This is a genomic window from Flaviflexus massiliensis, from assembly GCF_001375495.1.
In the GTDB taxonomy this organism is placed as follows: domain Bacteria; phylum Actinomycetota; class Actinomycetes; order Actinomycetales; family Actinomycetaceae; genus Flaviflexus; species Flaviflexus massiliensis.
Map to the genome: position 1 here is coordinate 123,794 of NZ_LN831058.1, position 25,340 is coordinate 149,133.

Below are 25,340 nucleotides of genomic sequence, written 5' to 3' on the forward strand. Positions count from 1 at the left end.
TTCCCCCGTCTGGTAAACAATGGACTCATGACTATCATCACAGCACTCGCACGTCCCCTTCTCGCAGTACCGTTCATCGCCTCCGGTGTTGACGCCGTCCGTAACGCCCCCGATCATGTCGAAACGGTCGAGCGCGTCAATCCCACTTTTGAGCAGCTTGGAATCGGTGAGCTTTCTGCCGGGACCATCACGACCCTCACCCGTGCCGTGGGTGCCGTCCGTATCGTCGCCGGCATTGGCATGGCCCTTGGAAAGAAGCCCCGCATCGCAGCCCTCACCCTTGCTGGCACCGAGCTTGCCCTCGGTGCTGTCCGCAATCCGGTTTGGCTGTCGGAGGGTGAAGAACGCAAGCAGCACATCGCTGGGCTCGTGAGCTCAATCGGCCTCGCCGGTGGTGCACTCGTGGCAGCCGGTGACCGCCGCGGCAAGCCCTCGCTCGGATGGCGCCTTGAGAACCACCGTTCGCACAAGGATGACCTGAACGCGCTGGCAGAGGACTACGAAATCCGTCTTGACGAACAACGGGCTAAACTTGAAGACAAAATCGCCAAGGTCAAGGAGAAGGCAAAGTCTTAAGCAGAAGTTCAGCTCCGCTCGACCCGTGGCCGGCTCCCTATCGGGAACAACCGGTTCGCGGGCTCGTTACTGTTCCAGGGTCGAAGTCGCTGACGGCCCGGCAGCTTGTTATTTCCGCTCTCGCATCAAAGCCCTCCACGATTGAGGGGGCACTGCGTTCGCGAGACACCGATCTCATGATCGAAGCCTTGCAGAAAATGGGGATCACGATCGATGTGGAGCAGGAATCGCTCACCATCACCCCCGGCCCCCTGACGGGTGCCAGCATCGATGTCGGGCTGGCAGGAACCGTGTATCGGTTCCTCGTTGCCGCATCGGTTCTCGCCTCGGGTCCCGTCCATTTCGACGGCGATGAGGCTATGTACGCTCGCCCGATCGAGCCAGTGCTCGATGCCTTAGAGCAGTTGGGTGCAACGATTGATGCGGGGGTTGGTCCCAAGGGAAGAACCCTGCCTCTCACCGTCACCGGCCCCGTCAAGGGTTCTTCGGTCACGGTCGATTCATCCGGTTCCTCGCAGTTCCTGACCTCGCTCCTGCTGGTCGGCTCGCAGCTACCGGACGGTCTCACAATCAATCTCACAGGTGACCAGATCCCGTCCCTGCCCCACGTGGAGATGACGATCGATGCTCTGCGCCGGGCCGGCGCCACCATCGACGTCCGCCGCGATCCCATCTCGTTCACGGTTGCCCCCGGCGCCCTGAACCCGGGCCGGGTCACGATCGAACCGGACCTGTCGAACGCCTCCCCGTTCCTCGCCGCAGCGGCGGTCACGGGTGGTTCCGTCTCGGTCCCCCACTGGCCCACGTCCACCACCCAGGGTGGTGCCCAGATCATTCCGATCCTGGAGATGATGGGAGCAACATCATCCCTCAAGGATGGTGTCATGACCGTCACCGGCACCGGCACACTCAAGGGCATTGACCAGGACATGAGTGAGTGCGGGGAACTGACCCCCACGGTTGCGGCCGTGGCCGCTCTCGCGGGCACCCCCACACGTCTTTCGGGAATTGCTCACCTGCGCGGTCACGAAACCGACCGACTGGCAGCCATCTCCACCGAAATCACAAAGCTGGGTGGCACGTGCGTGGAGACCCGCGACGGGCTCTACATCGAGCCGGCACCGCTCACGGGCGGGATCGTGGATTCCTACGAGGACCACCGCATGGCAACGTTCGGTGCGATCCTTGGTTTGCGTGTGGAAGGACTGTCCGTCAAGGACATTGCCTGCACGTCCAAGACCCTCCCCGACTTCCCCAGCATGTGGGCGCAGCTCGTTCAATGAGGGATACGGGTACGGACGATCCCCGGGTTCGTGTGCGCCCCAATCGGCGCGGCTCACGACCCCGGACCAAAATCCGTCCTGACTTTGAGGATGCTCTAACCGCCCGGGTATACAGGGTTGACCGCGGCCGCTACCACCTCGTCATGGAGGATGGTACGGCCGTGGTCGCGGTCAAGGCACGCGAGCTCGGCCGGGGCTCGATCGTTGTGGGTGACCAGGTGTCCGTCGTCGGTGACACAAGCGGGAAGAAAGACACTCTCGCTCGCATTGTCCGTGTGCTCCCCCGCTCCGGCATGCTCCGCCGGACCGCCGAGGAGGGGGAAGCGGCAGGCACCGAGCGGGTCATTGTCGCCAATGCCGACAAGCTCCTCATCATCACCGCTCTGGCACAACCCGAGCCCCGCACCGGCATGATCGACCGGTGCCTTGTTGCCGCCTACGACGGCGGAATGGAACCCATTCTCGTCCTCACAAAATCGGACCTGGCAGACCCCGCTCCCCTGCTCGACCACTACCGCGGACTGGATTTAACGGTGGTCTCCACGTTTATCAACGAAGAAACCGGCCAAACCGATGGTGTCGACGATGTCGCCACCATCGTCCAAGGCCACATTTCAGTTCTCGTAGGCCACTCCGGGGTTGGCAAGTCGACCCTGATCAACGCCCTCGTGCCCGAAGCCGAACGAGCAACCGGCCAGGTCAATGCGGTGACCGGCCGCGGCAGACACACGTCTTCTTCCGCGATCGGTTTCGATCTGACGGGAGGCGGCATCATCATCGACACCCCCGGTGTTCGGTCATTTGGTCTCGCCCATGTCGAACCCAACATGCTCCTCGAGGCCTTCCCGGATCTGCTGGAGCTGTCAGAAGACTGCCCGCGCGGATGCTCCCATGCGGCGACCGAGCCGGAATGCATGCTCGATACCGCAACCGGGGTGACCGCGGTCCGTGTCGATTCCTACCGCAGGCTTCTCGAAGCACGGCACAACGCCGAACAGTTCTGAGCTACTACCGAGCTGCCAAATAGCCGCACCCGGTCCGCTCGTCCAGTGATTGCCGTTCGTGACGCGGTCCCGCTTGTTGGCGCTGGGCCACGAGTGCCCCGTTGTCACGTAATGTATGTGTCATGCCATCACTTAACCGTATAGGCGATGATTTGAGCTTCGCCACCGCCATCATCGATCAGGTGGATGCACTGACGCTTCCCCGTTTCCAGGCTCAGGACTTCACTGTCAGCACCAAGCCGGACAACACCGAGGTCACGGAGATTGATATTGCGGCTGAGCAAATGATCCGCTCAATGCTTGGTCGCTCCCGCTCGCGCGACGCCATTCTCGGCGAAGAAGAAGGCGAGACCGGGACCGCGGCACGGCGCTGGATCATCGACCCGATCGATGGGACCCGCAACTTTGTTCGTGGCGTACCCGTCTGGGCCACTCTGCTCGCTCTTGAAGAGGATGGAGAGATCGTGATGGGTATTGTCTCCGCTCCCGCCCTACACAGGCGCTGGTGGGCCGGGAGAGGCCTCGGCGCGTTCACGGGCCGCAACTGGACCAACGCAAAACGACTGAGCGTTTCCCAAGTCGCACGAGTCGAGGATGCATCCCTGTCCTATTCGTCCATGAGCGGCTGGGCCGAACGTGGACAGCTACGCGGTTTCCTGCGCTTGGCCGAAGAATGCTGGCGCAACCGCGCCTACGGTGACTTCTGGTCCTACATGCTCCTTGCCGAAGGAGCCGTCGACATTGCGTGCGAGCCTGAGCTGGAAGTGTATGACATGGCGGCGCTGGTTCCGATCGTGACCGAAGCCGGTGGAACATTCACATCGGTCGACGGGGAGCCTGGCGTGCGCGGCGGTAACGCCTTCGCCACGAATGGTCTTCTCCACGAGGAGGCCCTCGCCCTGCTTCATTCCGTCTCCGATGGTGAGGGCCAAGCGCGAGCCTAGGTGGGAGCCTGTGAGCGGGCGGCTCCGACATCGCTCCCCCGCTCTTCTCACCTTCCCACCACCTACTCGCTGTAGCCGCGGAGCTCCTCTGCGAGCCGTAGGCGCTCGCTAGGGTGATACCAGAGCATCTCCCAGCCCGCGAGTGCATCGAAAGCCTCCTCGCTCCCCTGGCGGGCCGCTAGAACATCCGGGGATGCATCCTGTTCATCAGTGAAGATCGCCGCCACTTTGGACCAGGCTACGGGCTGGTTGATGATGACGAGGGACGGATCATCGGGGTCTGCACCCTCCGTGATCTCAGCATCCGCAGCAACGACCAATCGGAATGGTTCGCCTTTCACGTGACGTAGATTGTCGTCCGATGCAGCCAGTTGGGCAATGAGATCGTGCTCTTCGTCATCTTCGCCCGGGAACATCCTCTTAAGCCCCTCAGTGACCGTGTGGGCCTGCGTGGGTGCGAGCTGATGCTTACTCAGATCCGTGTGCTCAATGGAAAAGAACACCCTTGCTATTGCCATCCCTCAACCTCGCATATTCTTCCCGATTTTCCAGCACGATCTTGTCGACTCGCGTAAAACCTTAATCATTCCTGATAGAGGAATGCCATACAATTTACTCTGATACTAGCAAGATGTACTGTTAAGTATTTGAACGCACTTTGTCAGTCGTCCCGATTGACAATATCTAAGAAGAAACACTCTCGGACTGCTTTGAGTCCTTCCGGCTTACGGTGGTCACGAGGGTAACGAAACCGGAGATCGCATATCATGGCCACAAAATTTATGACGATTGCCGATGTCGCTGAGACCCTCAACGTTTCAACGGCTCAGGTGAGATCACTTATTCATACGGGCACTCTCCCCGCCATCCAGGTTGGTGGACGCGGACAGTGGCGTATTGAGCAGACCATTCTTGATAAGTACATCGAGGACGGCTACGAGCGCACCCGCCGCCGGGTGCAGGAACAGTAAAACACTGACTCTCAAGGATGGGGCCACCGCTAGTGGCCCCATTACTTTATCCACAACACCGGTTCCAACCGGTTGATGAGCTTTCGAACCGTATTAATAATGGCCATAAATCATCTACAAAGGCGTAGATGAACAGTATCGGACAGAGAGACAATGATGGCTCATGACTTATCATTACGAAGATGAAGAAGCTCGAAATAGACATATAGTACCATCTCCTGCTCTTCAGGTTATTCCCGATGCAGAAGCGTCACTTCCCGACCCAAAGCACGTGGCTGAGCGGATCGCTCTCGCGGCTGTCGAGGTGATGTCTGGGCATCGGTCTGTGCGACAGCTGCAAAGATGGCTCGCCCCTCACATTTACGTCGAGTTGGCACGCTCCGCGGGCCTCCAGTCCCGCATGAAGAAACTGACCCGATTACCCGGGCGGGTGATGAACTCCCGCGTCTGCGTTCCCAAGCAGGGTGTCTGCGAAGCCAGCGTCGTCATCTGGGACATGACCCGTCCCCGTGCCTGCGCTGTCCGCCTCGAACTGCATCGTGGCAGGTGGCGAGCTAACGCACTCGACATCATCTAATGCCCCGTATCTAGCACCCCAAATCCAGCCGCCCAACACATTCGGTCTGCACTCACGGCTCTTCTCTTAGAAAGCAAGCACCGCGAACCCCAGTCTCCTCGGGTTCGCGGTGTTTGCTTACGTGTGTTTAGCGGTTGCGCTTCTTCGCTGCGCGGCGCTGGGCACGGTTCTGGCCTGCCGCTGCCGGCTGCGCACCGGTCGAGTCTTCCTGGTTCGTGCGGAACTTCGACTGCGGGCGGGTGATGGACAGCACCTTGTCGGCTGCTTCCTGCCTGCGTGCCATGGCGATCGTCTCGTCATCCGTTTCGACCGAAGAGATCGCTGCCTTCGCTTCCGCTTCAGCATCCGAAGGGAGCTTGAGCCCGAACAGGTAGCGGGCAGTTTCTTCCTTGATGGAGGCGGACATGGCCTTGAACATGTCGTACCCTTCCCGCTTGTACTCGACAAGGGGGTTGCGTTGGGCCATGGCCCGCAGGCCAATGCCTTCCTTCAGGTAGTCCATCTCGTACAGGTGCTCGCGCCACTTGCGGTCGAGGACAGTGAGGAGAACGCGTCGTTCAATCTCTCTCATCTGCTCCTCCCCGAACTCGGCTTCACGATCCTCGTATTGGGCGTGAATGTCGTCGTCGAATTCGGCGTTGAGGCGCTCGACCGTCAGACGGTTCTGTGCCCCCACGTCCTCGAGGAGCTCGTCTGGGGTGATCGAGGGACGGAACACGGTCTTCATGTCGTTCCACAGCTCGTTCAGCTTCCAGTCCGTCGGATCACCGGCGGTGTGGCCTGCGACGACGTCCGAGACCACCTGGGAGAGGTAGGACTGGATCGAGTCAGCCAGGTCTTCACCTTCGAGGATCTCCCGGCGTTCCTTGTAGACGGCGGTACGCTGGTCGTTCATCACATCGTCGTACTTGAGGACGTTCTTGCGGGTCTCGGCGTTGCGTGCCTCGATAGTGGTCTGTGCGGACTCGATGGTCTTGGCGAGGATCTTGAACTCGAGCGGCTCGTCCTCACGCTGGCGATCGGAGGCCAGCAGGCGGCCTGCGAGGTTGGAGGCAAAGAGCCTCATGAGATCGTCTTCAAGGGACAGGTAGAAGCGGGACTCCCCAGGGTCCCCCTGACGTCCCGAACGTCCGCGCAGCTGGTTGTCGATACGGCGGGACTCGTGGCGTTCCGAACCCAACACGTAGAGCCCACCCAGTTCGGTGACCTCGTCGTGTTCGCGCTTGACCGCTTCCTTCGCGGCTTCGAGCACGGCCGGCCAGGCCGCCTCGTACTCTTCGGGATTCGCAGCCGGGTCGAGGCCCTTGGCTTCCATCTGTTCCACGGCGAGGAACTCGGCGTTGCCACCGAGCATGATGTCCGTACCGCGGCCCGCCATGTTCGTCGCAACCGTGACGGCGCCCTTGCGGCCGGCCATGGCCACCACCGCTGCCTCGCGCTTGTGGAACTTGGCGTTGAGCACTTCGTGCTTGATCTTGGCGCGCTTGAGTTCGCGGGAGATCACTTCGGACTTTTCCACCGAGGTGGTGCCCACGAGGACGGGCTGACCCTTCTCGTGCCGTTCGGCAATGTCGCGGATGATGGCGGTGAGTTTGCCCTTTTCGGTCGGGTACACGAGGTCGATCTGGTCGATGCGCTGCATATCCCTGTTCGTCGGGATCGGGACCACACCGATGTCGTAGGTGGAGGCGAATTCTTCGGCCTCGGTCTCTGCCGTACCGGTCATGCCCGAAATCTTCTCGTACAGGCGGAAGTAGTTCTGGAGGGTGATGGTGGCGAGAGTCTGGTTCTCGGCCTTGATCTTCACGCCTTCCTTCGCTTCGATCGCCTGGTGCATGCCCTCGTTGTAGCGTCGGCCAGGCAGGACGCGTCCGGTGTGCTCGTCGACGATGAGAACCTCACCGTCCATGACAATATAGTCCTTGTCCTTCTTGAACAGTTCCTTCGCCTTGATCGCGTTGTTGATGTAACCGATGAGGGGCGTGTTGGAAGTTTCGTACAGGTTGTCGATGCCGAGCTGATCTTCGATCTTGTCGATTCCCGGCTCGAGGATGCCGACGTTACGCTTCTTCTCATCAACTTCGTAGTCGGTGTCCTTACGCAGCTGGTTGATGATGCGGGCGAACTCCGTGTACCACTTGTTCGCATCACCTTCCGCGGGACCGGAGATGATGAGCGGGGTACGGGCCTCGTCAATAAGAATCGAGTCAACCTCGTCAATGACGGTGAAATAGTGTCCGCGCTGGACGAGCTCGTCAACCTTCCACGCCATGTTGTCGCGCAGGTAGTCGAAACCAAACTCGTTGTTCGTGCCGTAGGTGATGTCAGCGGCGTACTGTTCGCGGCGCTGCGCGGGTGTCATGCCGGAGGTGATGCACCCGGTTGTCATGCCAAGGAAGCGGAAGACGCGCCCCATGAGATCGGACTGGTAGGTGGCAAGGTAGTCGTTCACGGTAATGACGTGAACACCCTTCCCGGTCAGCGCGTTGAGGTAGGCGGGAAGGGTAGCGACCAGGGTCTTGCCTTCACCGGTCTTCATTTCCGCAATGTTGCCCATGTGCAGGGCCGCCCCACCCATGATCTGGACCGGGTAGTGACGCTGACCGAGCGTGCGGCGGGCCGCTTCCCGGACCACGGCGAATGCTTCGGGCAGGAGCTGGTCGAGCGTCTCGCCATCTTCGAGGCGGTCCTTGAACTCGGCCGTCATCCCCTGCAACTCGTCGTCGCTTAATTCGAGGAACGAGTCCTCCAGTTCGTCAACATGCTTGGCGATCGACTGCAACTTCTTGAGAGTGCGGCCTTCACCGGCACGAAGAATCTTATTGAGAATCTTTGACACGAAACTACTCCTGCGACTAGGTCAACTGAAAACATTGTACGGCGTGGAACGCGATCCGCCCGAGTTCGCGTGGAACCCGGGCGGATAATTCGGCGATTAGCTGATGCGATCAACCATGAGCCATGCGAACGCGATCAGACCGTCCTTCACTTCCCCATCGGGAATCTTGTCAAGCGAGGCAACAGCGTCGTCCGACCATGACCTAGCAAGGTCACGAACGTCATCCATGACAGGATGCCTGCGCAGGAGAGCAACGGACTGCTCAACTTCCGCGTCGTCCCGTTCCCCGGCCAAAAGGTCAAGGATCCGTTGCCCGTCGGGGTTGATCGTGCCGGCTGCCTGTCGTTCCTTCAGCAGCAGGATCGGCATCGTCTCCACGCCCTCCCGCAGGTCCGTGCCCGGAGTCTTCCCGGTCACGTCACCGTCGGACATGATGTCAATGACATCATCGGCAAGCTGGAAGGCAACGCCCACCTTTTCACCGAAGTCAGACACGGCTTCAGCAATCTCGGGATCGCCACCTGCCGAGTTCACGCCGTAGCGGGCGGATGCGGCGATGAGTGAACCGGTCTTTTCGGCCAGCACATGAATGTAGTTATCCCGCGGGCTCACGCCCTCGGGAGTGCCGAGTGTTTCGCGAAGCTGGCCGAAGCAAAGCCGCTCGAAGGTGACAGCGTGGAGGCGGACCGCCTCCGGGCCGAGACCGGCCACGAGGGCGGATGCCTTCGCGAAGAGAACGTCACCGGCGAGGATCGCGGCGGAGTTGCCGGCAAGCTGCTGTGCCGAGGGCACTCCCCTCCTCATCGGAGCATCGTCCATGACGTCGTCATGGTAGAGCGTTGCGAGGTGGGTCAGTTCGACGACCGCTGCCGAGATCTCTGCCTCTTCGTTACCCGGATTGGGTCCGAGGAACGAGGTGAGCAGGCACAGTGCTGGGCGGAGGCGCTTGCCACCCGCCGCAGCCAGGTGCCTCGTCAGTGCATCAATGTCGGGCTCGGGAGCGCGCACGGTTTCCTGGAGACGAGTCTCCACGGATTCCATGAGCTCCGTCAGTCTGTCGTTCAGACTGCCCGTGGCGTTGACGAGTTCTTCTATCACGGGAGTAGCACCGCCGCCTGTCCAATTAGTTCCATGATCGGGCCGGGAACGACACCGAGTGCGATCGTGGCGATTGCGCACAGCACAATTGTCACAAGACTCATGCCCTCGGACGAAATCGTGGTCGTGCCTTCCGCAGGCTCCTCAAAGAACATGAGGACTACGAGACGGAAGTAGAAGAATGCGGTCGCTGCGGATGCGAGGACGGCGATGACAACGAGCGGCCACGCCCCGCCTTCGATTCCGGCCGCGAAGGCCACGAACTTACCAACGAAACCGCCCGTGAGGGGGATGCCGGCGAAGGAGAGGAGGAAGATCAGCATCGCGGTTGCGAGCCCCGGGTTGGTCTTGCCAAGCCCGGCCCACGCCTCGAGCGAGGTTGCCTCACCGGTAATGTTTCCGGCCGCATCCTTTTCACGCACGAGCGTGACAACTCCGAAGGCGCCGATGGTCGCAACCGAGTATGCCAGCAGGTAGAAGAGGGTGGCGGAAATGCCGGAGGCCTCAAAGGAGGTGACGGCGATGAGAACGAAACCGGCGTGCGCGATCGACGAGTAGGCGAGCATGCGCTTGATGTCGTTCTGGATGATACCCATGACGGTACCGACTAGCATCGTGGCGATAATGACGGCCCAGAGGAGGATCTCGAGGTCCTCTGCCATGCTCGAACCGATGACGTACAGGAAGCGGAGCATCGCACCGAAGGCAGCAACCTTCGTGCCCGCCGCCATGAAGCCCGTGATCGGGGTTGGGGCGCCCTGGTATACGTCCGGAGTCCACGAGTGGAACGGAACCGCACCCACCTTGAAGAGCAGACCGATGAGAACGAGAACGATGCCTGCGATCAGCATCCAGTCCATGCCCACCGTCTGGGTGGTGGCGGACGCGACCTCGGAGAAGCGTACCGAGCCGGAGAAGCCGTACAGCAGGACGAGTCCCATGAGGAAGAACGCTGACGAGAACGCACCGAGCAGGAAGTACTTGAGCGCTGCTTCCTGGGAGATGAGGCGCTTGCGGCGCGCCATGCCCGACAGGATGTACAGCGGGAGCGACAGCACCTCGAGTGCGATGAAGAGCGTCAGCAGGTCACCGGCCGCGGGGAAGGCAATCATGCCCGTGACGGCGAACAGGACGAGGGGGTATACCTCGGTCTGTTGCACTTCAGCACGAATGAGTTCGCGTTCCTCGGGGGAACCGGGGCGGGCTGCAGCGGATGCCGCAAACGCCCCCTCCTTCGTCTGGGCACGGTCCGCGATCACGAAGAGTGCGAGCAGTGCGGAAATCAGGACGATGCCCTGCGCCATGAGCGTGAAGGGATCTTCGAGGAGCTGACCGCCCACGAGCTCCTGTGCGCCGTCGCTATCGACGACGGTCCACCGCCACACGACCGCCACGAGCGCACCGGCAAGGGCAAGCGCACTGATGGTCAGCTGAACGGGGCGGCGTGAGCCGCGGGGCGCGAAGGCCTCAACGAGAACACCGAGAACGGCTGCGCCCATGACCACAAGGATCGGGGTGAGCGCGGCCCAGTCAATTTCTGGGGTCACAAAGTTGGTCACGTGAGGTTCCCTTCGATGAGCGCGGGGGCGGCCGACACGCTGTCAGCCACGATCGCGACGGACTGCTGAGCAACCGGTTCCACCAGGTCGATGATCGGACCGGGGAGGAAACCGAGCGCAAGCATGGCTGCGATGAGAACACCGGCAACGGTCTTCTCTGCCACGCTCAGGTCAGCGACCTGAAGCGCGGGGCGGGGGCCCGTGAAGACCCGCTGGTAGGGCAGCAGAATGTAGACTGCCGCGAGCAGCACGCCGAGGACGGCGATGCCGGCAATCACCTTCGATACGGAGTAGGTACCTGCCAGCACCATGAACTCGGCAACGAAGCCCGACAGGCCCGGCAGGGACAGGGTGGCAAGACCGGAAATGAGGAACGCACCGGCCAGTACCGGGGTGACCCGCTGCCAGCCGCCGTAGTCGGTGATGACCTGGCTGCCACCGCGCTTGGCGAGGTAGCCGACGATGAGGAACAGCGCGGCCGTGCCAACACCGTGCGCCACCATGTACAGGATCGCGCCGGTCATGGCCGTCTCCGAACCGGAGAAGATACCCATGACCATGAAACCGAAGTGCGACACCGAGGTGTATGCGACTAGTCGCATGAGGTCCTTCGAGGCGATCGCCATGAACCCACCCCAGAGGATGGAGATGAGGGCGAGGACCATGATGACGGTCGACGCCTGCTCCACGGCCTGCGGGAACAGGGGCAGGCAGAGAGCAATCATGCCGTAGGTGCCGACCTTATCGAGCACACCAACGAGCAGGGCCGAGGTTCCTGCGGGGGCTTCTTCTGTCGCATCCGGGAGCCACGTGTGCACGGGGAACATCGGGGCCTTGACCGCGAAGGCGATGAAGAAGGACAGGAACATGAGCATGAGAGCCGTATCGGAGCCCGTCACGGAACCTGCGAGGTTCGCGATGAGGAAGCCCTCCGGTCCGCCGGGGCCGGACACGTAGACGGCGACAACGCCGACCAGCATGATGAGACCACCCGCGAGCGAGTACAGCAGGAACTTGAGTGCAGCTGCCTGCCTCTTCGGTCCGCCGTAGCGTCCGATGAGGAAGTAGACGGGCAGGAGCATGGCTTCGAACAGCACGTAGAACAGGAACACGTCCTGGGCGGCGAAGATCGCGATCATGACCGATTCGAGCGCGAGCACCCATGCCACGTATCCGGCATCGCGGCGCCCGTTCTCTTCCTCGTGGGGCCGCAAGAAGCGGTCCGAATCGGCGGTCAGGATGACGAGCGGGACGAGCAGGACGGACAGTCCGATCATCGCTGCACTCATACCGTTCGCGCCCCAGGCGATCGAGACACCGATCGACGGGATCCACGAGTAGGTTTCTGCCAGCTGGACGGTGCCGCCCGCCGACATATCGAATTCGCTGGCGAAAGCGGCAATCGTGCCGGCAAGAACCAGGACGGAGACGACGAGCCCGTAGCTCTTCGCTTGACGGTGGAGCGACTTGGTAAACGCCAGGATCACAGCAGCTACCAGCGGCACCAGGATTAGGACAGTCAGCCAGGGAACGGCTGCGGCTTGTGGGGTATCCATGTAACCTCTATTCCTCCAGTCCCGGTCAGATCCGCGCCACGAGGGCTAGGGCGATCACGATGACCACGCCGAGTGTCATGACACCCGCGTAGCTGCGTGCGTAACCGTTTTGAATCTTTCCGACGCTCCGTCCCACGGAACCGGTGGCCCGTGCGATCGCCATGACGAGGCCGTCGATGACGCCCCGGTCGGTGCCGTCCACGCCGCGCGTCAGCCACTGGCCGGGGCGCATGAACAGGCTCTCGTTGATGGTGTCCTGGTGCAGGTCGTTGCGTGCCGCAGTGACCAGAACGTTTGCGGCGGGTGCCTGGGCAGGCACGTCACGGCGGACGTACATGAGGTACGCAACGGCAACGCCGATCGCAACCAGGCTCAGGGTGAGACCAATGATCACGGGAACCGGGATAACCGGGTCGTGGTGTGCCATCTCGCCCGTGACAGGCTCAAGGAATGTCACGAACCGGTCCCCTGCGTCCAGGAAGAAGCCGAGACCGACCGAGCCGATGGCAATGATGATCATCGGGATCGTCATGAGTGCGGGCGACTCGTGCGGGCGCTTCGAGTTCGGCCCCTCCTTCGACCAGCGGGGCTTGCCGTGGAACACCATGAAGAACAGGCGCGACATGTAGAACGCGGTCAGGCCCGCCACGAGAAGCGTGGCGGTACCGAAAACCCAGGGCTGCCAGCCCTCGCCCACGAACGCGGCTTCAATAATGTAGTCCTTCGAGTAGAAGCCCGACAGGAACGGGAACCCAATAATGGCGAGGTAGCCGAGCCCGAAGGTCACCCAGGTGATCTTCATGTGCTTCCAGAGTCCGCCAAACTTCCGCATGTCCACTTCGTCGTCCATGGCGTGCATGACCGAACCTGCTCCGAGGAACATTCCGGCCTTGAAGAAGCCGTGAGTGACGAGGTGGAAGATCGCGAAGGCTGCACCGATGGGACCGAGTCCCGCTGCAAGCATCATGTAACCGATCTGGGACATGGTCGAGGCTGCGAGAACCTTCTTCATGTCGTCCTTCGCGGCACCGACGATCGCACCGAAGATCAGGGTGATGACACCGACGATCGCAACGACAAGTTGCGCGTTGGGTGCACCATCGTAGATGAAGCCGGAACGGACCATGAGGTACACGCCAGCGGTCACCATGGTGGCGGCGTGGATGAGAGCGGAGACCGGGGTCGGGCCCGCCATCGCGTCCCCAAGCCATGCCTGGAGCGGGAACTGCGCGGACTTACCGGCGGCACCTACGAGCAGGAACAGGCCGATCGCGGTCAGGATCCCTTCGGAAGCGTTCGGGCTGGCGGCGGCAGCGCCGTCGAAGCTCAGGGTTCCGAAGGAGGCAAACATGATCATCATCGCGAGCAGCAGACCCATGTCACCGACACGGTTCATGATGAAGGCCTTCTTGCCCGCGGTCGCGTTCTCGGGAACTTGGTTCCAGAAACCGATGAGCAGGTAGGAGGCCAGACCCACGCCTTCCCAGCCCAGGAAGAGGACCAGGTAGGAGTTGCCGAGCACGAGGATCAGCATGGCTGCAACGAACAGGTTGAGGTAGGCGAAGAACCTGCGGCGGTCCGCATCCTTTTCCATGTAGCTCACGGAGAAGATGTGGATGAGGGTACCGACGAAGGTGACGAGGAGGACGAAGGTGATGGACAGCGGGTCCACACGCATCCCCATCTCCACATTGAGGTCGGATCCGGGAATCCACTCGTACAGGGTGTAGTTCTGGATGCGCTGCGACGTATCGCTGCCAAGCAGTTCCAGGGCCGCCATGACACCCACGACGAGCGAGCCCGTCGAGGCGAGGATGGCGAGCCAGTGACCCCACTTGTTCGCGGACTTACCGAGCAGGAGCAGAAGCCCTGCGGTTACCAGCGGGATAGCAACGGCGAGCCAGATAAAGGTGACGTTGCCGGTCGCTTCGATTGCACTTACGTTCACAATCTACTCCCGTCAGTTCTTCAGCAGGTTCGGGGCGTCAATGGACGCGGACCTGCGGGTTCGGAAGATGGAGACAATGATCGCGAGACCGATAACGACCTCGGCGGCTGCCACCACCATGACAAAGAAGGCGACGGTCTGACCCGTGATGTCCCCGTGCATGCGAGCAAACGACACAATTGCGAGGTTGCACGAGTTCAGCATCAGTTCGACACCCATGAGGGCGATGATGGCGTTACGTCGCGTCAGGACCGCTACCGCTCCAATGGCAAACAGAATGAATGCCAGGAACACGTAGTTCATGAGGCTCACTTGTTCTCCTCCTTAGAAGAATCGGGCTTCGCCTCTTCGGCTGCCTGTGTTTCCGCGGCCGTCGGAACGCTATCCGACTGCGACTCGCCATCGAATGCCGCTGCGGGGCGGCCCAGCTCTGTTGCCTGGGTGGGTGCCAGCGGTGCGGGCTTGCCGGGCATACCCGGCAGTCCGACTTGGCCGATCTTCCCGAAGGTCGACGGACCATCGAGACCGGGGGTGTTCTCACTGGCGCGAGCAATGCGTTCCACGGTTGCGGGCGAGACCTCGCCGACCGTGCGTGCCTGTCCGCGGATGCGGAGGATGCGGGACACGGATTCCTCGACGGGCTTGCCACCCACGGTGAGGGCAGGATTGGTCGACGAGTTGGATTCGGCGAACAGACCCGCGTTCGGGAGCTGGCCGGGGTGCACACCGGATTCGGCGTAGGCCATCATCTTTTCATGTGCCACATCGCCCTGCGTCTTGCGCGGCTTGAGGCGTTCGCGGTGCGTGAGCACCATCGCCCCCATGGCTGCCGTGATGAGGAGCGCACCGGACAGCTGCATGCCCAGCACGTGGTTGCCGAAGATATCGGTAGCAACCGCAACGGGGTTCGATTCCGCGTTGACCTGCTCCAAGCCAACCGGGGTCGGCATGTCCGTGCTATTGACGAGGACCGCTCCGAGAACGAGGACGAGTCCAAGTCCGCCGAGGATCGCTGCCCAGCGCTGGCCCCGAATCGACTCAACGGTCGAATCGGAAGAGTCGACACCGACCAGCATGAGCACGAACAGGAACAGCATCATGATCGCTCCCGTGTACACGATCACCTGAACAACACCGAGGAACGGAGCCTCGAGTGCGACGTACAGGATCGCGAGGAGAACCATGACCGCAACAACGGAAACCGTTGCGTAGACGGCTTTCTTCGCAAACACGAGCCCGAGTGCCAGTAGCACCATGATGGGTGCGATCACCCAGAACAGGATGGTCTCCCCGGACGTGACGGAGCCCGTAGCCGGATCAATTCCGGCACTGAGAAAAGGATTCACTTCCTTGCCTCCTCAACGGGCCGGGACGTGGCAAGGGTCGGGTCGTCCGGGCGGCGCTCCGCCACCCAGTCGATCTGTTCCTGGGTCGGTCCCGTGATTTCATTGCGGTAGTAGTCGTCGTCCGTCGTGCCCTCCACCATCGGGTGCGGGGCGGCGAGCATGCCGTCCAGCATCGGAGCCAGCAGGTCCTGCTTCTCAAAAATGAGGGACTCGCGGGTGGGACCAACGAGCGAATCAAATTCGTTCGTCATCGTCAGCGCACGGGTCGGGCAGGCCTGGATGCACAGTCCGCAGAGGATGCAGCGCAGGTAGTTGATCTGGTAGACCGCGCCGTAGCGTTCACCCGGTGCGTACTGAGCATCCGGAGTATTAGCGCCAGCCTCCACGTAGATCGCGTCCGCCGGGCACGCCCATGCACACAGCTCACATCCGATGCATCGCTCCAGACCATCCGCGTAGCGGTTGAGCTGGTGGCGACCATGGAAGCGCGGCCTCGTGGGAGTGCGCTTGAACGGGTACTCTTCGGTCACGTGCGGACGGAAAATCGTCGAGAACGTGACTCCGAAACCTGCGACGGGTGCGAAGAAGTTTCCGATCGCGCCCTTCTTTTTCGGGGTGAAGAGTGCCGGGTCAATCGGGCGGCGTTCCTGAGAGTTCTCACTCATCGGAATCGGCCTCCTTTGCGGTAGACGAATAGGCGGGGGCTCGCTTGGCTCTGGGGGACGGCGGCAGTGCCTGTCCCGGGAGCGGCGGGACCGGGAATCCACCCTCGAACGCATCGAAGTCGTTCTTCGGGTCGATGACGGTGCCGTCGCGGGAGGTGCGCTCCGGTTCCGACTTGTCGTCGATAAACCAGAGGATCGCGAAGATGACGAGGAAGATCGCTGCCAAGATGATGAGAATCATCTGCGTGTCGATGTCCGTGAAGGAACCGATGCCCTGGATGATGGCGACGGCCACGAACCAGGCCAGTGCCACAGGGATGAGCACCTTCCAGCCAAGCTTCATGAAGTGGTCGTAGCGCATGCGCAGCAGCGTGCCACGGATCCAAATGAACATGAACATCATGGTCCAGGTCTTGAGGAAGAGCCAGAGCATGGGCCACCAGCCCTCGTTGAACATGCCGTCGTTGATGGCCGAGATCGGCCAGGGCGCACGCCAACCACCGAGGAACACGATGACCGCGATGGTCGAAACGTTCAGCATGTTGATGTATTCGGACAGGTAGAACCAACCAAACTTCATGGCCGAGTACTCGGTCGTGTGACCGGCCACCAGCTCGCCTTCGGCCTCGGGAAGGTCGAAGGGCAGGCGGTTGACTTCACCGATCATGGAAATGAAGTAGGTGATAAATGCCGGGAGGCAGATGAACACGTTCCACAGGTCCGTTTGTCCCTCGACGAGGGACGACGTGGACATCGTGCCGGCAACGAGGAAGACCGAGACGAGGGAGAGTCCCATGGCGAGCTCGTAGGAGATGACCTGCGCTGCGGAACGAACCGAACCGAGCAGCGGGTATGTCGAGTTCGCGGACCAGCCACCGAGCACGAGGCCGTACACGCCAAGCGACGCTACGGCAAGGATGTAGAGCAGTGCGACCGAGGAGTCGGCAAGCTGAAGCGGTGTCGTGATCCCGAACATGGACACTTCGGGTCCGAAGGGAATAACGGCATAGATCGAGAACGCACACAGGGCGGAGATCACGGGGGCCAGGAAGTAAATGACCTTCTCAGCTCCCTTGAGCGTGAAATCTTCCTTGAGCATGAGCTTGATTGCGTCGGCAAAGGCTTGACCGAAACCGAGCCAGCCCGTCACGTTCGGCCCGAGACGGTTCTGCATGCGACCGAGTCCGCGGCGCTCCACCCACAGGGCAAGGATGACGGAGAGGATCAGGTAGAGGACGATGAACACGGCCTTGATGAGCCAAATCCACCAGGTGTCCTGGGAGAAGTCCGCTACCGGTTCCGCCATGGCGGCAGGAAACGAGGGGTTCATGAGTTAACCTCCGCAGTGATTGTCACGATGCCGCCGGGGGCCGTTCCCAGGTCTGCGACGTGGCAGGCTGGGGACTTCTTCGGTAGCCACACAACCCGGTCGGGCATGTGCGACAGCACAACCGGAACGGTGATGGAACCGGTCTTTCCGGTCACGGTGATGAGCGAGTCGCGTTCGATTCTGAGTTCCTTCGCGGTCTCGGGCGAGATGCGTGCGATCGCGCGGTGCGCGGTTCCCGCCAGGTGCGGTTCGAAGTCCTGGAGGCGACCGTCGTCGATCATGAGATGCCAGGTGGACAGGACAGCTTCCGACTTTGCGGGGGCCGGGATGGCGCCGCCAGCAACGCGGGGACGCTCGACGCGTGCCCCATCCCATTCGACAAGCTCACGGTATTCTTCGTGAACCGATTCGAGGGTGGGCAGGTCCAGGCTGTAACCGAGTTCTTCCGCGAGCTCTTCGAGAACCTGACGGTCCGTGAGGGCAGTGGAGGTCAGCACCTGACCGAAGGGGCGTTCGCGTCCCTCCCAGTTGATGAAGGTGCCGCCCTTTTCGACCGGGGGCGCGACGGGGAAGACCACATCGGCCTGGGCCGTGATGTTGGAGCGGCGCACCTCGAGGGATATGACGAACGGGGCACTCTTCAGTGCCTCAGGTGCGAGCGCTGGCAGGTCAACCAGTTCGACACCTGCGGTGATGAGGGCGAGGTTGCCGGCCTGAGCTTCCTCGAGCATGCCAACCGTGTTGAGTCCGGCCACGTCGGTGATCGAATCGTTCCAGGTGACACCAGCATCGACGCGTGCCTGGCTGTCAGAGACGGGACGTCCGCCGGGCAGCAGGAACGGGACTGCACCGGCCTCGAGGGCGGCACGGTCACCGGCGCGGCGGGGTACCCAGGCGATGCGGGCACCGGTACGCTCGGCAAGGTCGAGAACAGCCGTGAGGGTTCCGGGGGTTTCGGAGGCGCGTTCACCCACGAGGATGACACCGCCGTTCAGGCGCTCTGCCAGCACCTTGAGGTGTTCACGATCCGAGTTCTCGGAGACCGCATTGAGCACCTGGGGTTCGGTTCCCGGGGCTGCCGTCACGAGCGTGCCCGCCATCTTCAGCGTGCCGCGCGTCGCAAAGGGTGCGAGAACGGAGACTGAGGTGGTCTTGGCACGCACGCCCTTGCGCAGGCGCAGGAAGATGGAGCCGCACTCTTCTTCGGCCTCGAGACCAACGAGGAGCACGTGCTTCGCATTCTCGATCTCGCGGTAGGTGACGCCCAGCCCGGTGCCGACAACGCTTGAGGCGAGGAACCTGTCCTCTTCCTCCGTTGTTTCACGGGTGCGGAAGTCAATGTTGTTGGTCTTGAGGACCGTGCGAGCGAACTTCGAGTACGCGTAGGAGTCTTCCAACGGCAGGCGACCACCGGTGAGAATACCGGCCTTGCCGGCCTTCTCGAGTCCGCGTGCTGCCACGTCCATCGCATCCGCCCACGAGGTGGGAACGAGCGCACCGTTCTCGTCACGCACGTGCGGGACGGTGATGCGATCATCACCGTTCTGCCAGCGGAACGCGAAACGGTCCTTGTCGGTGATCCACTCTTCGTTCACCTCGGGATCGTTGCCGGCGAGGCGCCGCATGACCGTGCCGCGACGGAAGTCAACGCGAATGTCCGAACCGGACGCATCGTGCTCGGTCACCGAGGGGACGGACACGAGGTCGAAGGGGCGGGCACGGAACCGGTAGGTTGCCGAGGTCAGTGCACCAACCGGGCAGATCTGAATGGTGTTACCGGAGAAGTAGGAGGAGAAGGGACGTCCCGACTCGTCCAGCTCAGCATCCCCGATCGGGCCGGGTGCGTGACCGACCATGAGGCCGGCTTCGCCGTGCGGACCGGAGTTCTGTTCGTCCAGCACCTGCGTGGGTACGCCATCGCCCGAATCGAAATCGAGGATCGAGGCGTCGAAGTTACCAATCTGGGAGCCGTGCAGTCCGTGCACCTCGTAGCCCGCGCTACCGCCACCACGTCCCTGCAGCTGGATGAACGCGTCGCCCGCGATCTCCGACTGGAAGCGCGTGCAACGCTGGCACAGAATGCAGCGGTCGCGGTCGAGCAGGATCTGGCTGGAAACCTTGATCGGCTTCGGGAAGGTGCGCTTGATGTCGGTGAAGCGGGACTTGCCGCGTCCGTCCGACATTGCTTGGTTCTGGAGGGGGCATTCGCCACCCTTGTCGCAGATCGGGCAGTCGAGCGGGTGGTTGATGAGCAGGAATTCCATGATTCCGTGCTGCGCCTTCTCCGACACTTCGGAGGTGGCCTGCGTGTAGACCTCCATGCCCGGGCTCACTGCTTCAGCGCAGGAAGCGACCGGCTTGGGGCCCTTCGCGAGGTTACCGTCGCGACCGGGGCGAGCAACCTCGACGAGGCACTGGCGGCATGCGCCAGCGGGCTTCAGAAGCGGGTGATCGCAGAAGCGGGGAATGCGGATGCCGGCCTGCTCGGCGGCACGAATAATCAGGGTTCCCTGGGGAACGCTGACATCCTGACCGTCTACCTTGATGTTGACAAGATCGGTTTCGGTCGCTGTCATGAGACACCTACTTCGGAGAAGAGTGCGGACTTTTCGTACGGGAACAGTTCCCAAGCCGGCGTGGAGAGGCCCTGCTCGAATTCCTCCCGGAACCTGGTGATGCCGGACTGGATCGGGACTGCGGCAGCGTCGCCGAGGGCGCAGAAGGAACGGCCTGCAATGTTGCCCGCGATTTCGTACAGCATGTCGATATCGGTGGGCTGGCCCTTGCCCGCTTCGAGGCGGTGCATGACTTGACGCATCCAGAACGTGCCCTCGCGGCAGGGCGTGCACTTGCCGCACGATTCGTGCTGGTAGAAGTCGGTCCAGCCGCGCACAACGCGAACAACCGACGTCGTTTCGTCGAAGATCTGCAGGGCTCGGGTGGCGAGCATGGAGCCGGCTGCCGCGACTTCCTCGTAGCCGAGGGGAACGTCGAGTTCTTCGGGGCCGAGAATCGCGGTGGAGGAGCCACCGGGGGTCCAGAACTTCAGTTCGTGACCTTCCCGGATACCTCCCGCCATGTCCAGCAGTTCCCGCAGGGTAATGCCGAACGATGCCTCGTACTGGCCGGGGTTCTTCACGTGACCGGACAGCGAGAAGAGGCCGTGGCCCTTCGAGCGTTCCGTGCCCATGGAGGCGAACCAGTCCGAACCGTTGCGGACAATGCCGGGAACGGAAGCGATAGTTTCGACGTTGTTGATGACTGTGGGGCGAGCCAGGTAACCCTGCGCTGCCGGGAACGGCGGCTTCAGGCGCGGCTGGCCGCGGCGTCCCTCGAGCGAATCAAGGAGAGCGGTTTCCTCGCCGCAGATGTAGGCACCGGCACCGGCATGGACCGTGATGTCAATGTCGTAGTCGCCGTTCGGGCCAACACCCTTGCCGATCAGGCCAGCATCGTAGGCTTCGCGGACCGCAGCCATGAGGCGGCGGTAGACGTGCACGGTTTCACCACGCAGGTACACAAAGCCGTGATGTCCGCCAATCGCGCGGAGGCAAATCGCCATGCCTTCGACGAGAGCATGGGGGTTGGCCATGAGCGTGGGAATGTCCTTGCACGTGCCGGGCTCGGATTCGTCAGCGTTGACAACGAGGTAGCGGGGGCCACCGTCGGCCGGGGGCAGGAACGACCACTTGAGGCCGGTCGGGAAGCCGGCGCCACCGCGTCCGCGCAGGCCGGAAGCCTTGACGATTTCGGTGAGTTCACCCTCCCCGTATCCCCAGGCTTTTGCGAGCCCCTCGTAGCCGCCGTGCTGGCGGTACGTGTCGAGCTTCCATGACTGCGGAGCATCCCAAATGTTTGAGATCACCGGAGCCAGTGTCGCGGAATGAGATTGCTCAGTCACCGTTACTCCTCCCCTACTACTGCGGGCGCGGACCAGCCGTGCTCGCGTGCCAGCTTGAGACCGGCGAGTGCTTGTGGGCCGGCGCCCGGACCTTCATCAACCAGGCCGTCCTCGAACCCTGCCAGAGTGCGGGACACTTCCTTAAACGTGTGGACCTTGTTGGGGCCACGAGTCGGCTTCACGTCCTCACCGTTGGTGATCTTCGTGACCAGGTCGAGCGCGGAGGCTGGTGTCTGGTTGTCGAAGAATTCCCAGTTGACCATGATGACCGGGGCGTAGTCGCAGGCGGCATTGCATTCGAGCTGCTCGAGCGTGATCTTGCCGTCAGCTGTGGTCTGGTCGTGTCCGATACCGAGGTGCTCGGACAGCTTGTCCCAGATGATGTCGCCACCCATGACCGCGCACAGCGCGTTCGTGCACACACCAACGTTGTATTCGCCATTGGGGCGGCGCCGGTACTGCGAGTAGAAGGTCGCAACCGCGGACACCTCGGCGCGGGTCAGTGCGAGCACGTCGGCGCAGAGGGCGATGCCGCGGGGCGACACGTAGCCATCTTCCGACTGGATGAGGTGCAGCATCGGCAGGAGCGCGGATCGATCATCCGGGTACCTGGCAATAATCTGTGCCATGTCGGCGCGGAGTCGGGCTTCGACTTCCGCATCAAAACGCTTAGACATTAGCGATCAACGCCTCCCATCACCGGGTCGATCGATGCGAGGGCAATGATGACGTCGGACAGCATGCCGCCCTCACTCATCATTCCCAGGGACTGTAGGTTCGAGAAGCCCGGGTCGCGGAAGTGCGCACGATAGGGCCTGGTACCACCCGCGGAAACGAGGTGCACACCGAGGGCGCCCTTCGCGTGCTCAACGAGCTGGTAGGTCTGACCGGCCGGCACGGAGAAGCCTTCGGTCACGAGCTTGAAGTGGTGGATGAGCGACTCCATCGAGTCGTTCATGATCTCCTTGATGTGCTCGTACGACTGGCCCTGGCCGTCGTTTCCGAGCGACATCTTCGCCGGCCACGCAATCTTCGGGTTCTCGATCATGACCGGTTCGCCGGCGGACTCTTCCAGTTCCTCGAGCACCTGGTAGACGATGTGGAGAGATTCGAAGCACTCTTCGAAACGGAGGACCGCTCGGTTGTAGGCGTCCGACTTGTCCTTGACCGGAACGTTGAACTCGTAGTTCTCGTAGCCACAGTAGGGCTGGGTCTTTCGCAGGTCGAAGGGCAGGCCCGCTGCTCGCAGGTTCGGTCCGGTCATGCCGAGCGCGAGCATGCCCGACAGGGACATGGTCGCGATATCGACGTGGCGGGCCTTGAAGATGGGGTTCTCCATGACCACGTCCATCATTTCCTCCAGGGTCGCCTTGACCTTTGGGAGGAGTTCACGCGCGTAGGCGATCGTGTCGTCGGGCAGATCGTCCGGCAAACCGCCCGGGCGCACGTAGGAGTGGTTCATGCGCAGGCCCGTGATGTGTTCGAAGATGCGGAGGATCTCTTCACGCCCGCGGAAGGCGAGCGTCATCATCGTTGTCGCACCGAGCTCGTTGTTCGAGGTACCGATCGCGAGCATGTGGGACGCAATCCTGTTGAGTTCCATGAGGAATACGCGGATCTGAGAGGCGCGGCGCGGGATCTGGTCGGTGATGCCGAGCAGCTTCTCGATGGCGAGCGCGTAGCCCACTTCCTGGAAGAAGGGAGCCACGTAGTCCATGCGGGTGCAGTATGCGACGCCCTGCACCCAGTTGCGGTACTCCATGTTCTTTTCGATACCCGTGTGGAGGTATCCGGTCGACGAACGGAGCTCGCGTACGTATTCGCCGTCAAGTTCGAGCAGCAGGCGGAAAACGCCGTGCGTGGAGGGGTGAACGGGACCCATGTTGACGACGATGCGTTCTTCACCGAGACGCTCAGCTTCGGCCGTCAGGTCCGACCAGTCGCCACCCTGAGCGTGATGCTGGGGTGCCGAGTTCAGGTCTTCATCGGTTGCACCACCGGTGGCGTGGAACCGGGAATCTGTCGAAGTCATCAGTTGTAGCTCCTACGAGTGTCCGGCGGCGGAACAACCGCGCCCTTGTATTCGACGGGGATACCACCGAGCGGGTAGTCCTTGCGCTGCGGGTGGCCCACCCAGTCGTCTGGCATGGCGGTGCGGGTGAGGCCCGGGTGATCGTCGAAGACGATGCCCATGAGGTCCCATGCTTCGCGCTCGTGCCAGTCATTACCGGGGTATACGCCCGTCAGTGTTGGCATGTGCGGATCGTCGTCCGAGCACACCACTTCCATTGCGATCTGACGGTTGTGGGTGATAGAGAACAGTGCCGTGTAGGCATGCAGTTCGCGACCCTTGTCTTCCGGGTAGTGCACGGCGGAGGTTCCGAGGCACAGTTCGAAGCGCAAATCCTGGTCATCACGGAGCATTCGTGCCACGAGCGGCGAATGCTCCTTCGCGATGAAGAGGATGAGCTGTCCGCGGTCAACAACGACCTTCTCGATGGCGCTCTCGGGATTCACTCCCGCTGCCGACAGTAGTTCCACCAGGATGTCGACGACGTCGTCGAACCAGGAGCCATACGGACGCTGCGCGGCGGGCGAGACGGTGACGGTGCGGCGCATAGTGCCGAACCCGGAGGTGTCTCCGGAGTCCTGGACTCCCCACTGGCCCTGGGTGGTGGCAATAATGTCCAGTTCGGGGCGTCCACCACGCGCAAGTTCATTGTCGGTCACGCGAGCAGTCCCTTCATTTCGTGAGTTGGTGTGGCTTCGAGAGCGGCCTGCTCAGCGCGGCGCGCAACTTCCTTGCGGTGCCCGAAGAATTTCTCCTGGCTCGATAGCTTGCGCAGTTCGAGAACGGAGTTGATGAGCATCTCGGGCCGGGGAGGGCAACCGGGCAGGTAAATATCGACCGGAACAATGTGGTCGACGCCCTGGACGATCGCGTAGTTGTTGAACATGCCGCCAGAGGAAGCGCAAACACCCATGGAAATTACCCACTTCGGGTCCGCCATCTGGTCGTAGATGTTACGAACCACGGGTGCCATGCGGTGGCTGACACGACCGGACACGATCATGACGTCAGCGTGGCGGGGCGAGGCGCGGAACACTTCCAGTCCGAAGCGAGCCATGTCAAAGCGCGGGGTACCCGCAGCCATCATTTCGATAGCGCAACATGCAAGACCCATCGTGACCGGCCACTGGGAACGGGAGCGTCCCCAGCCAGCGATTGCTTCGATGGTGGTCAGCATGATGCCGGCGCCACCATCGTCATGCGAGTGTGCCATGTTTATCTCCTCAGTCCCATTCCAGGCCGCCGCGGCGCCATTCGTAAACGAACGGCACGGTGATCAGGAAAATGAAGGTCAGAATTGCGATAAGCCCGAAGGCTCCCAATTTCTCGAAAGAAACCGCCCAGGGGTACAGGAACACCACTTCGATATCGAAGATGATGAACGTCATGGCGGTCAGGTAGTACTTGATGGGGAAGCGCCCAGCCGTTCCCGCATTCGGAGTTGGCTCAACACCGCACTCGTAGTTCGCGAGCTTTACCCGGTTGTAGCGCTTCGGGCCAAGCAGACCGGTTCCCACGAGACCACCGACGGCGACAACTAACGCCAGAATGATCATGAGGAGTATCGGGGTATAGGTGTTCATTTCGCCTCCGTTGGACAAATAATCTGCGGGCTGCCATCACCCGTCAGATTCACACTTCTAGCGTAGTCGGTAAAAACAGTGCATGTGGC

Annotated in this window: 22 protein-coding genes and 1 pseudogene; 6 read left to right on the forward strand and 17 right to left on the reverse strand. The window is 61.8% G+C overall.

Annotated elements, in window-relative coordinates; translation table 11 throughout:
• Window positions 1-27 precede the first annotated feature (27 nt).
• From BN1241_RS04460 to hisN, 4 genes and pseudogenes are all read left to right on the forward strand, one after another.
• Window positions 28-576, forward strand: a complete 549-nt coding sequence (locus BN1241_RS04460) for a DoxX family protein (RefSeq protein ID WP_054952507.1) — start codon at window positions 28-30, stop codon at window positions 574-576.
• 56 nt (window positions 577-632) lie between these two features.
• A pseudogene (aroA, locus tag BN1241_RS04465) lies at window positions 633-1,859 on the forward strand (3-phosphoshikimate 1-carboxyvinyltransferase); the annotation flags it as partial.
• Complete coding sequence (rsgA, locus tag BN1241_RS04470) at window positions 1,856-2,863, forward strand: ribosome small subunit-dependent GTPase A (RefSeq protein WP_054952509.1); 1,008 nt, start codon at window positions 1,856-1,858, stop codon at window positions 2,861-2,863. The pseudogene aroA and the gene rsgA, both read left to right, overlap by 4 nt.
• 122 nt (window positions 2,864-2,985) lie before the next feature.
• Window positions 2,986-3,807, forward strand: a complete 822-nt coding sequence (gene hisN, locus BN1241_RS04475) for a histidinol-phosphatase (protein ID WP_054952510.1) — start codon at window positions 2,986-2,988, stop codon at window positions 3,805-3,807.
• A 62-nt stretch (window positions 3,808-3,869) separates the two neighbouring features.
• Here the strand turns inward: hisN and BN1241_RS04480 are convergent, their stop codons facing one another.
• On the reverse strand, window positions 3,870-4,325 hold the full coding sequence (locus tag BN1241_RS04480; RefSeq protein WP_054952511.1) for a DUF6912 family protein: 456 nt from the start codon (window positions 4,323-4,325) through the stop codon (window positions 3,870-3,872).
• A gap of 249 nt (window positions 4,326-4,574) precedes the next feature.
• Between BN1241_RS04480 and BN1241_RS04485 the strand changes: the two genes are divergently transcribed.
• Together BN1241_RS04485 and BN1241_RS12760 are read left to right on the forward strand one after the other, a co-directional pair.
• The gene (locus BN1241_RS04485; protein ID WP_054952512.1) at window positions 4,575-4,778 is read left to right on the forward strand and encodes a helix-turn-helix domain-containing protein; all 204 of its coding nucleotides are present in this window, start codon (window positions 4,575-4,577) and stop codon (window positions 4,776-4,778) included.
• Between the two features lie 163 nt (window positions 4,779-4,941).
• On the forward strand, window positions 4,942-5,355 hold the full coding sequence (locus BN1241_RS12760; protein ID WP_261795464.1) for an Rv3235 family protein: 414 nt from the start codon (window positions 4,942-4,944) through the stop codon (window positions 5,353-5,355).
• 127 nt (window positions 5,356-5,482) lie between these two features.
• Here BN1241_RS12760 and secA read toward each other — a convergent pair whose 3' ends face one another.
• The 16 genes from secA to BN1241_RS04565 all read right to left on the reverse strand — a co-directional run bounded on the left by secA (window position 5,483) and on the right by BN1241_RS04565 (window position 25,251).
• The gene (gene secA, locus BN1241_RS04490) at window positions 5,483-8,194 is read right to left on the reverse strand and encodes a preprotein translocase subunit SecA (RefSeq protein ID WP_054952513.1); all 2,712 of its coding nucleotides are present in this window, start codon (window positions 8,192-8,194) and stop codon (window positions 5,483-5,485) included.
• Between the two features lie 96 nt (window positions 8,195-8,290).
• Window positions 8,291-9,235 (reverse strand): polyprenyl synthetase family protein, encoded by a 945-nt coding sequence (locus BN1241_RS04495; protein ID WP_054953798.1) that lies wholly within the window; start codon window positions 9,233-9,235, stop codon window positions 8,291-8,293.
• A 53-nt stretch (window positions 9,236-9,288) separates the two neighbouring features.
• Complete coding sequence (gene nuoN / locus BN1241_RS04500; RefSeq protein WP_230198325.1) at window positions 9,289-10,791, reverse strand: NADH-quinone oxidoreductase subunit NuoN; 1,503 nt, start codon at window positions 10,789-10,791, stop codon at window positions 9,289-9,291.
• A gap of 56 nt (window positions 10,792-10,847) precedes the next feature.
• Window positions 10,848-12,407, reverse strand: a complete 1,560-nt coding sequence (locus tag BN1241_RS04505) for an NADH-quinone oxidoreductase subunit M (RefSeq protein WP_054952515.1) — start codon at window positions 12,405-12,407, stop codon at window positions 10,848-10,850.
• A gap of 25 nt (window positions 12,408-12,432) precedes the next feature.
• Entirely contained in the window at window positions 12,433-14,355 is a 1,923-nt protein-coding gene (nuoL, locus tag BN1241_RS04510) for an NADH-quinone oxidoreductase subunit L (protein ID WP_390617999.1), read from the reverse strand.
• A gap of 12 nt (window positions 14,356-14,367) precedes the next feature.
• On the reverse strand, window positions 14,368-14,658 hold the full coding sequence (gene nuoK, locus BN1241_RS04515; protein WP_054953799.1) for an NADH-quinone oxidoreductase subunit NuoK: 291 nt from the start codon (window positions 14,656-14,658) through the stop codon (window positions 14,368-14,370).
• A 5-nt stretch (window positions 14,659-14,663) separates the two neighbouring features.
• Entirely contained in the window at window positions 14,664-15,701 is a 1,038-nt protein-coding gene (locus BN1241_RS04520) for an NADH-quinone oxidoreductase subunit J (protein ID WP_230198263.1), read from the reverse strand.
• Window positions 15,698-16,366: an NADH-quinone oxidoreductase subunit NuoI gene (gene nuoI, locus BN1241_RS04525; protein WP_082418214.1), complete on the reverse strand. Its 669-nt coding sequence runs from the start codon at window positions 16,364-16,366 to the stop codon at window positions 15,698-15,700. The genes BN1241_RS04520 and nuoI overlap by 4 nt, the downstream gene beginning before the upstream one ends.
• The gene (gene nuoH / locus BN1241_RS04530) at window positions 16,359-17,696 is read right to left on the reverse strand and encodes an NADH-quinone oxidoreductase subunit NuoH (protein ID WP_054952517.1); all 1,338 of its coding nucleotides are present in this window, start codon (window positions 17,694-17,696) and stop codon (window positions 16,359-16,361) included. The genes nuoI and nuoH overlap by 8 nt, the downstream gene beginning before the upstream one ends.
• Window positions 17,693-20,272 carry an NADH-quinone oxidoreductase subunit G gene (locus BN1241_RS04535; RefSeq protein ID WP_054952518.1) on the reverse strand — a complete coding sequence of 860 codons (2,580 nt, stop codon included), beginning with the start codon at window positions 20,270-20,272 and terminating at the stop codon, window positions 17,693-17,695. Before BN1241_RS04535 ends, nuoH begins: the two co-directional genes overlap by 4 nt.
• Window positions 20,269-21,597: an NADH-quinone oxidoreductase subunit NuoF gene (gene nuoF, locus BN1241_RS04540; protein ID WP_054952519.1), complete on the reverse strand. Its 1,329-nt coding sequence runs from the start codon at window positions 21,595-21,597 to the stop codon at window positions 20,269-20,271. The genes BN1241_RS04535 and nuoF overlap by 4 nt, the downstream gene beginning before the upstream one ends.
• 2 nt (window positions 21,598-21,599) lie before the next feature.
• Window positions 21,600-22,274, reverse strand: coding sequence for an NADH-quinone oxidoreductase subunit NuoE (gene nuoE / locus BN1241_RS04545; protein WP_054952520.1), 675 nt, complete (start codon window positions 22,272-22,274; stop codon window positions 21,600-21,602).
• On the reverse strand, window positions 22,274-23,629 hold the full coding sequence (locus BN1241_RS04550) for an NADH-quinone oxidoreductase subunit D (protein WP_054952521.1): 1,356 nt from the start codon (window positions 23,627-23,629) through the stop codon (window positions 22,274-22,276). The genes nuoE and BN1241_RS04550 overlap by 1 nt, the downstream gene beginning before the upstream one ends.
• Complete coding sequence (locus tag BN1241_RS04555; RefSeq protein WP_054952522.1) at window positions 23,629-24,327, reverse strand: NADH-quinone oxidoreductase subunit C; 699 nt, start codon at window positions 24,325-24,327, stop codon at window positions 23,629-23,631. The genes BN1241_RS04550 and BN1241_RS04555 overlap by 1 nt, the downstream gene beginning before the upstream one ends.
• The gene (locus BN1241_RS04560; protein WP_054952523.1) at window positions 24,324-24,881 is read right to left on the reverse strand and encodes an NADH-quinone oxidoreductase subunit B; all 558 of its coding nucleotides are present in this window, start codon (window positions 24,879-24,881) and stop codon (window positions 24,324-24,326) included. Before BN1241_RS04560 ends, BN1241_RS04555 begins: the two co-directional genes overlap by 4 nt.
• 10 nt (window positions 24,882-24,891) lie before the next feature.
• Window positions 24,892-25,251, reverse strand: a complete 360-nt coding sequence (locus BN1241_RS04565; RefSeq protein ID WP_054952524.1) for an NADH-quinone oxidoreductase subunit A — start codon at window positions 25,249-25,251, stop codon at window positions 24,892-24,894.
• Window positions 25,252-25,340 lie beyond the last annotated feature (89 nt).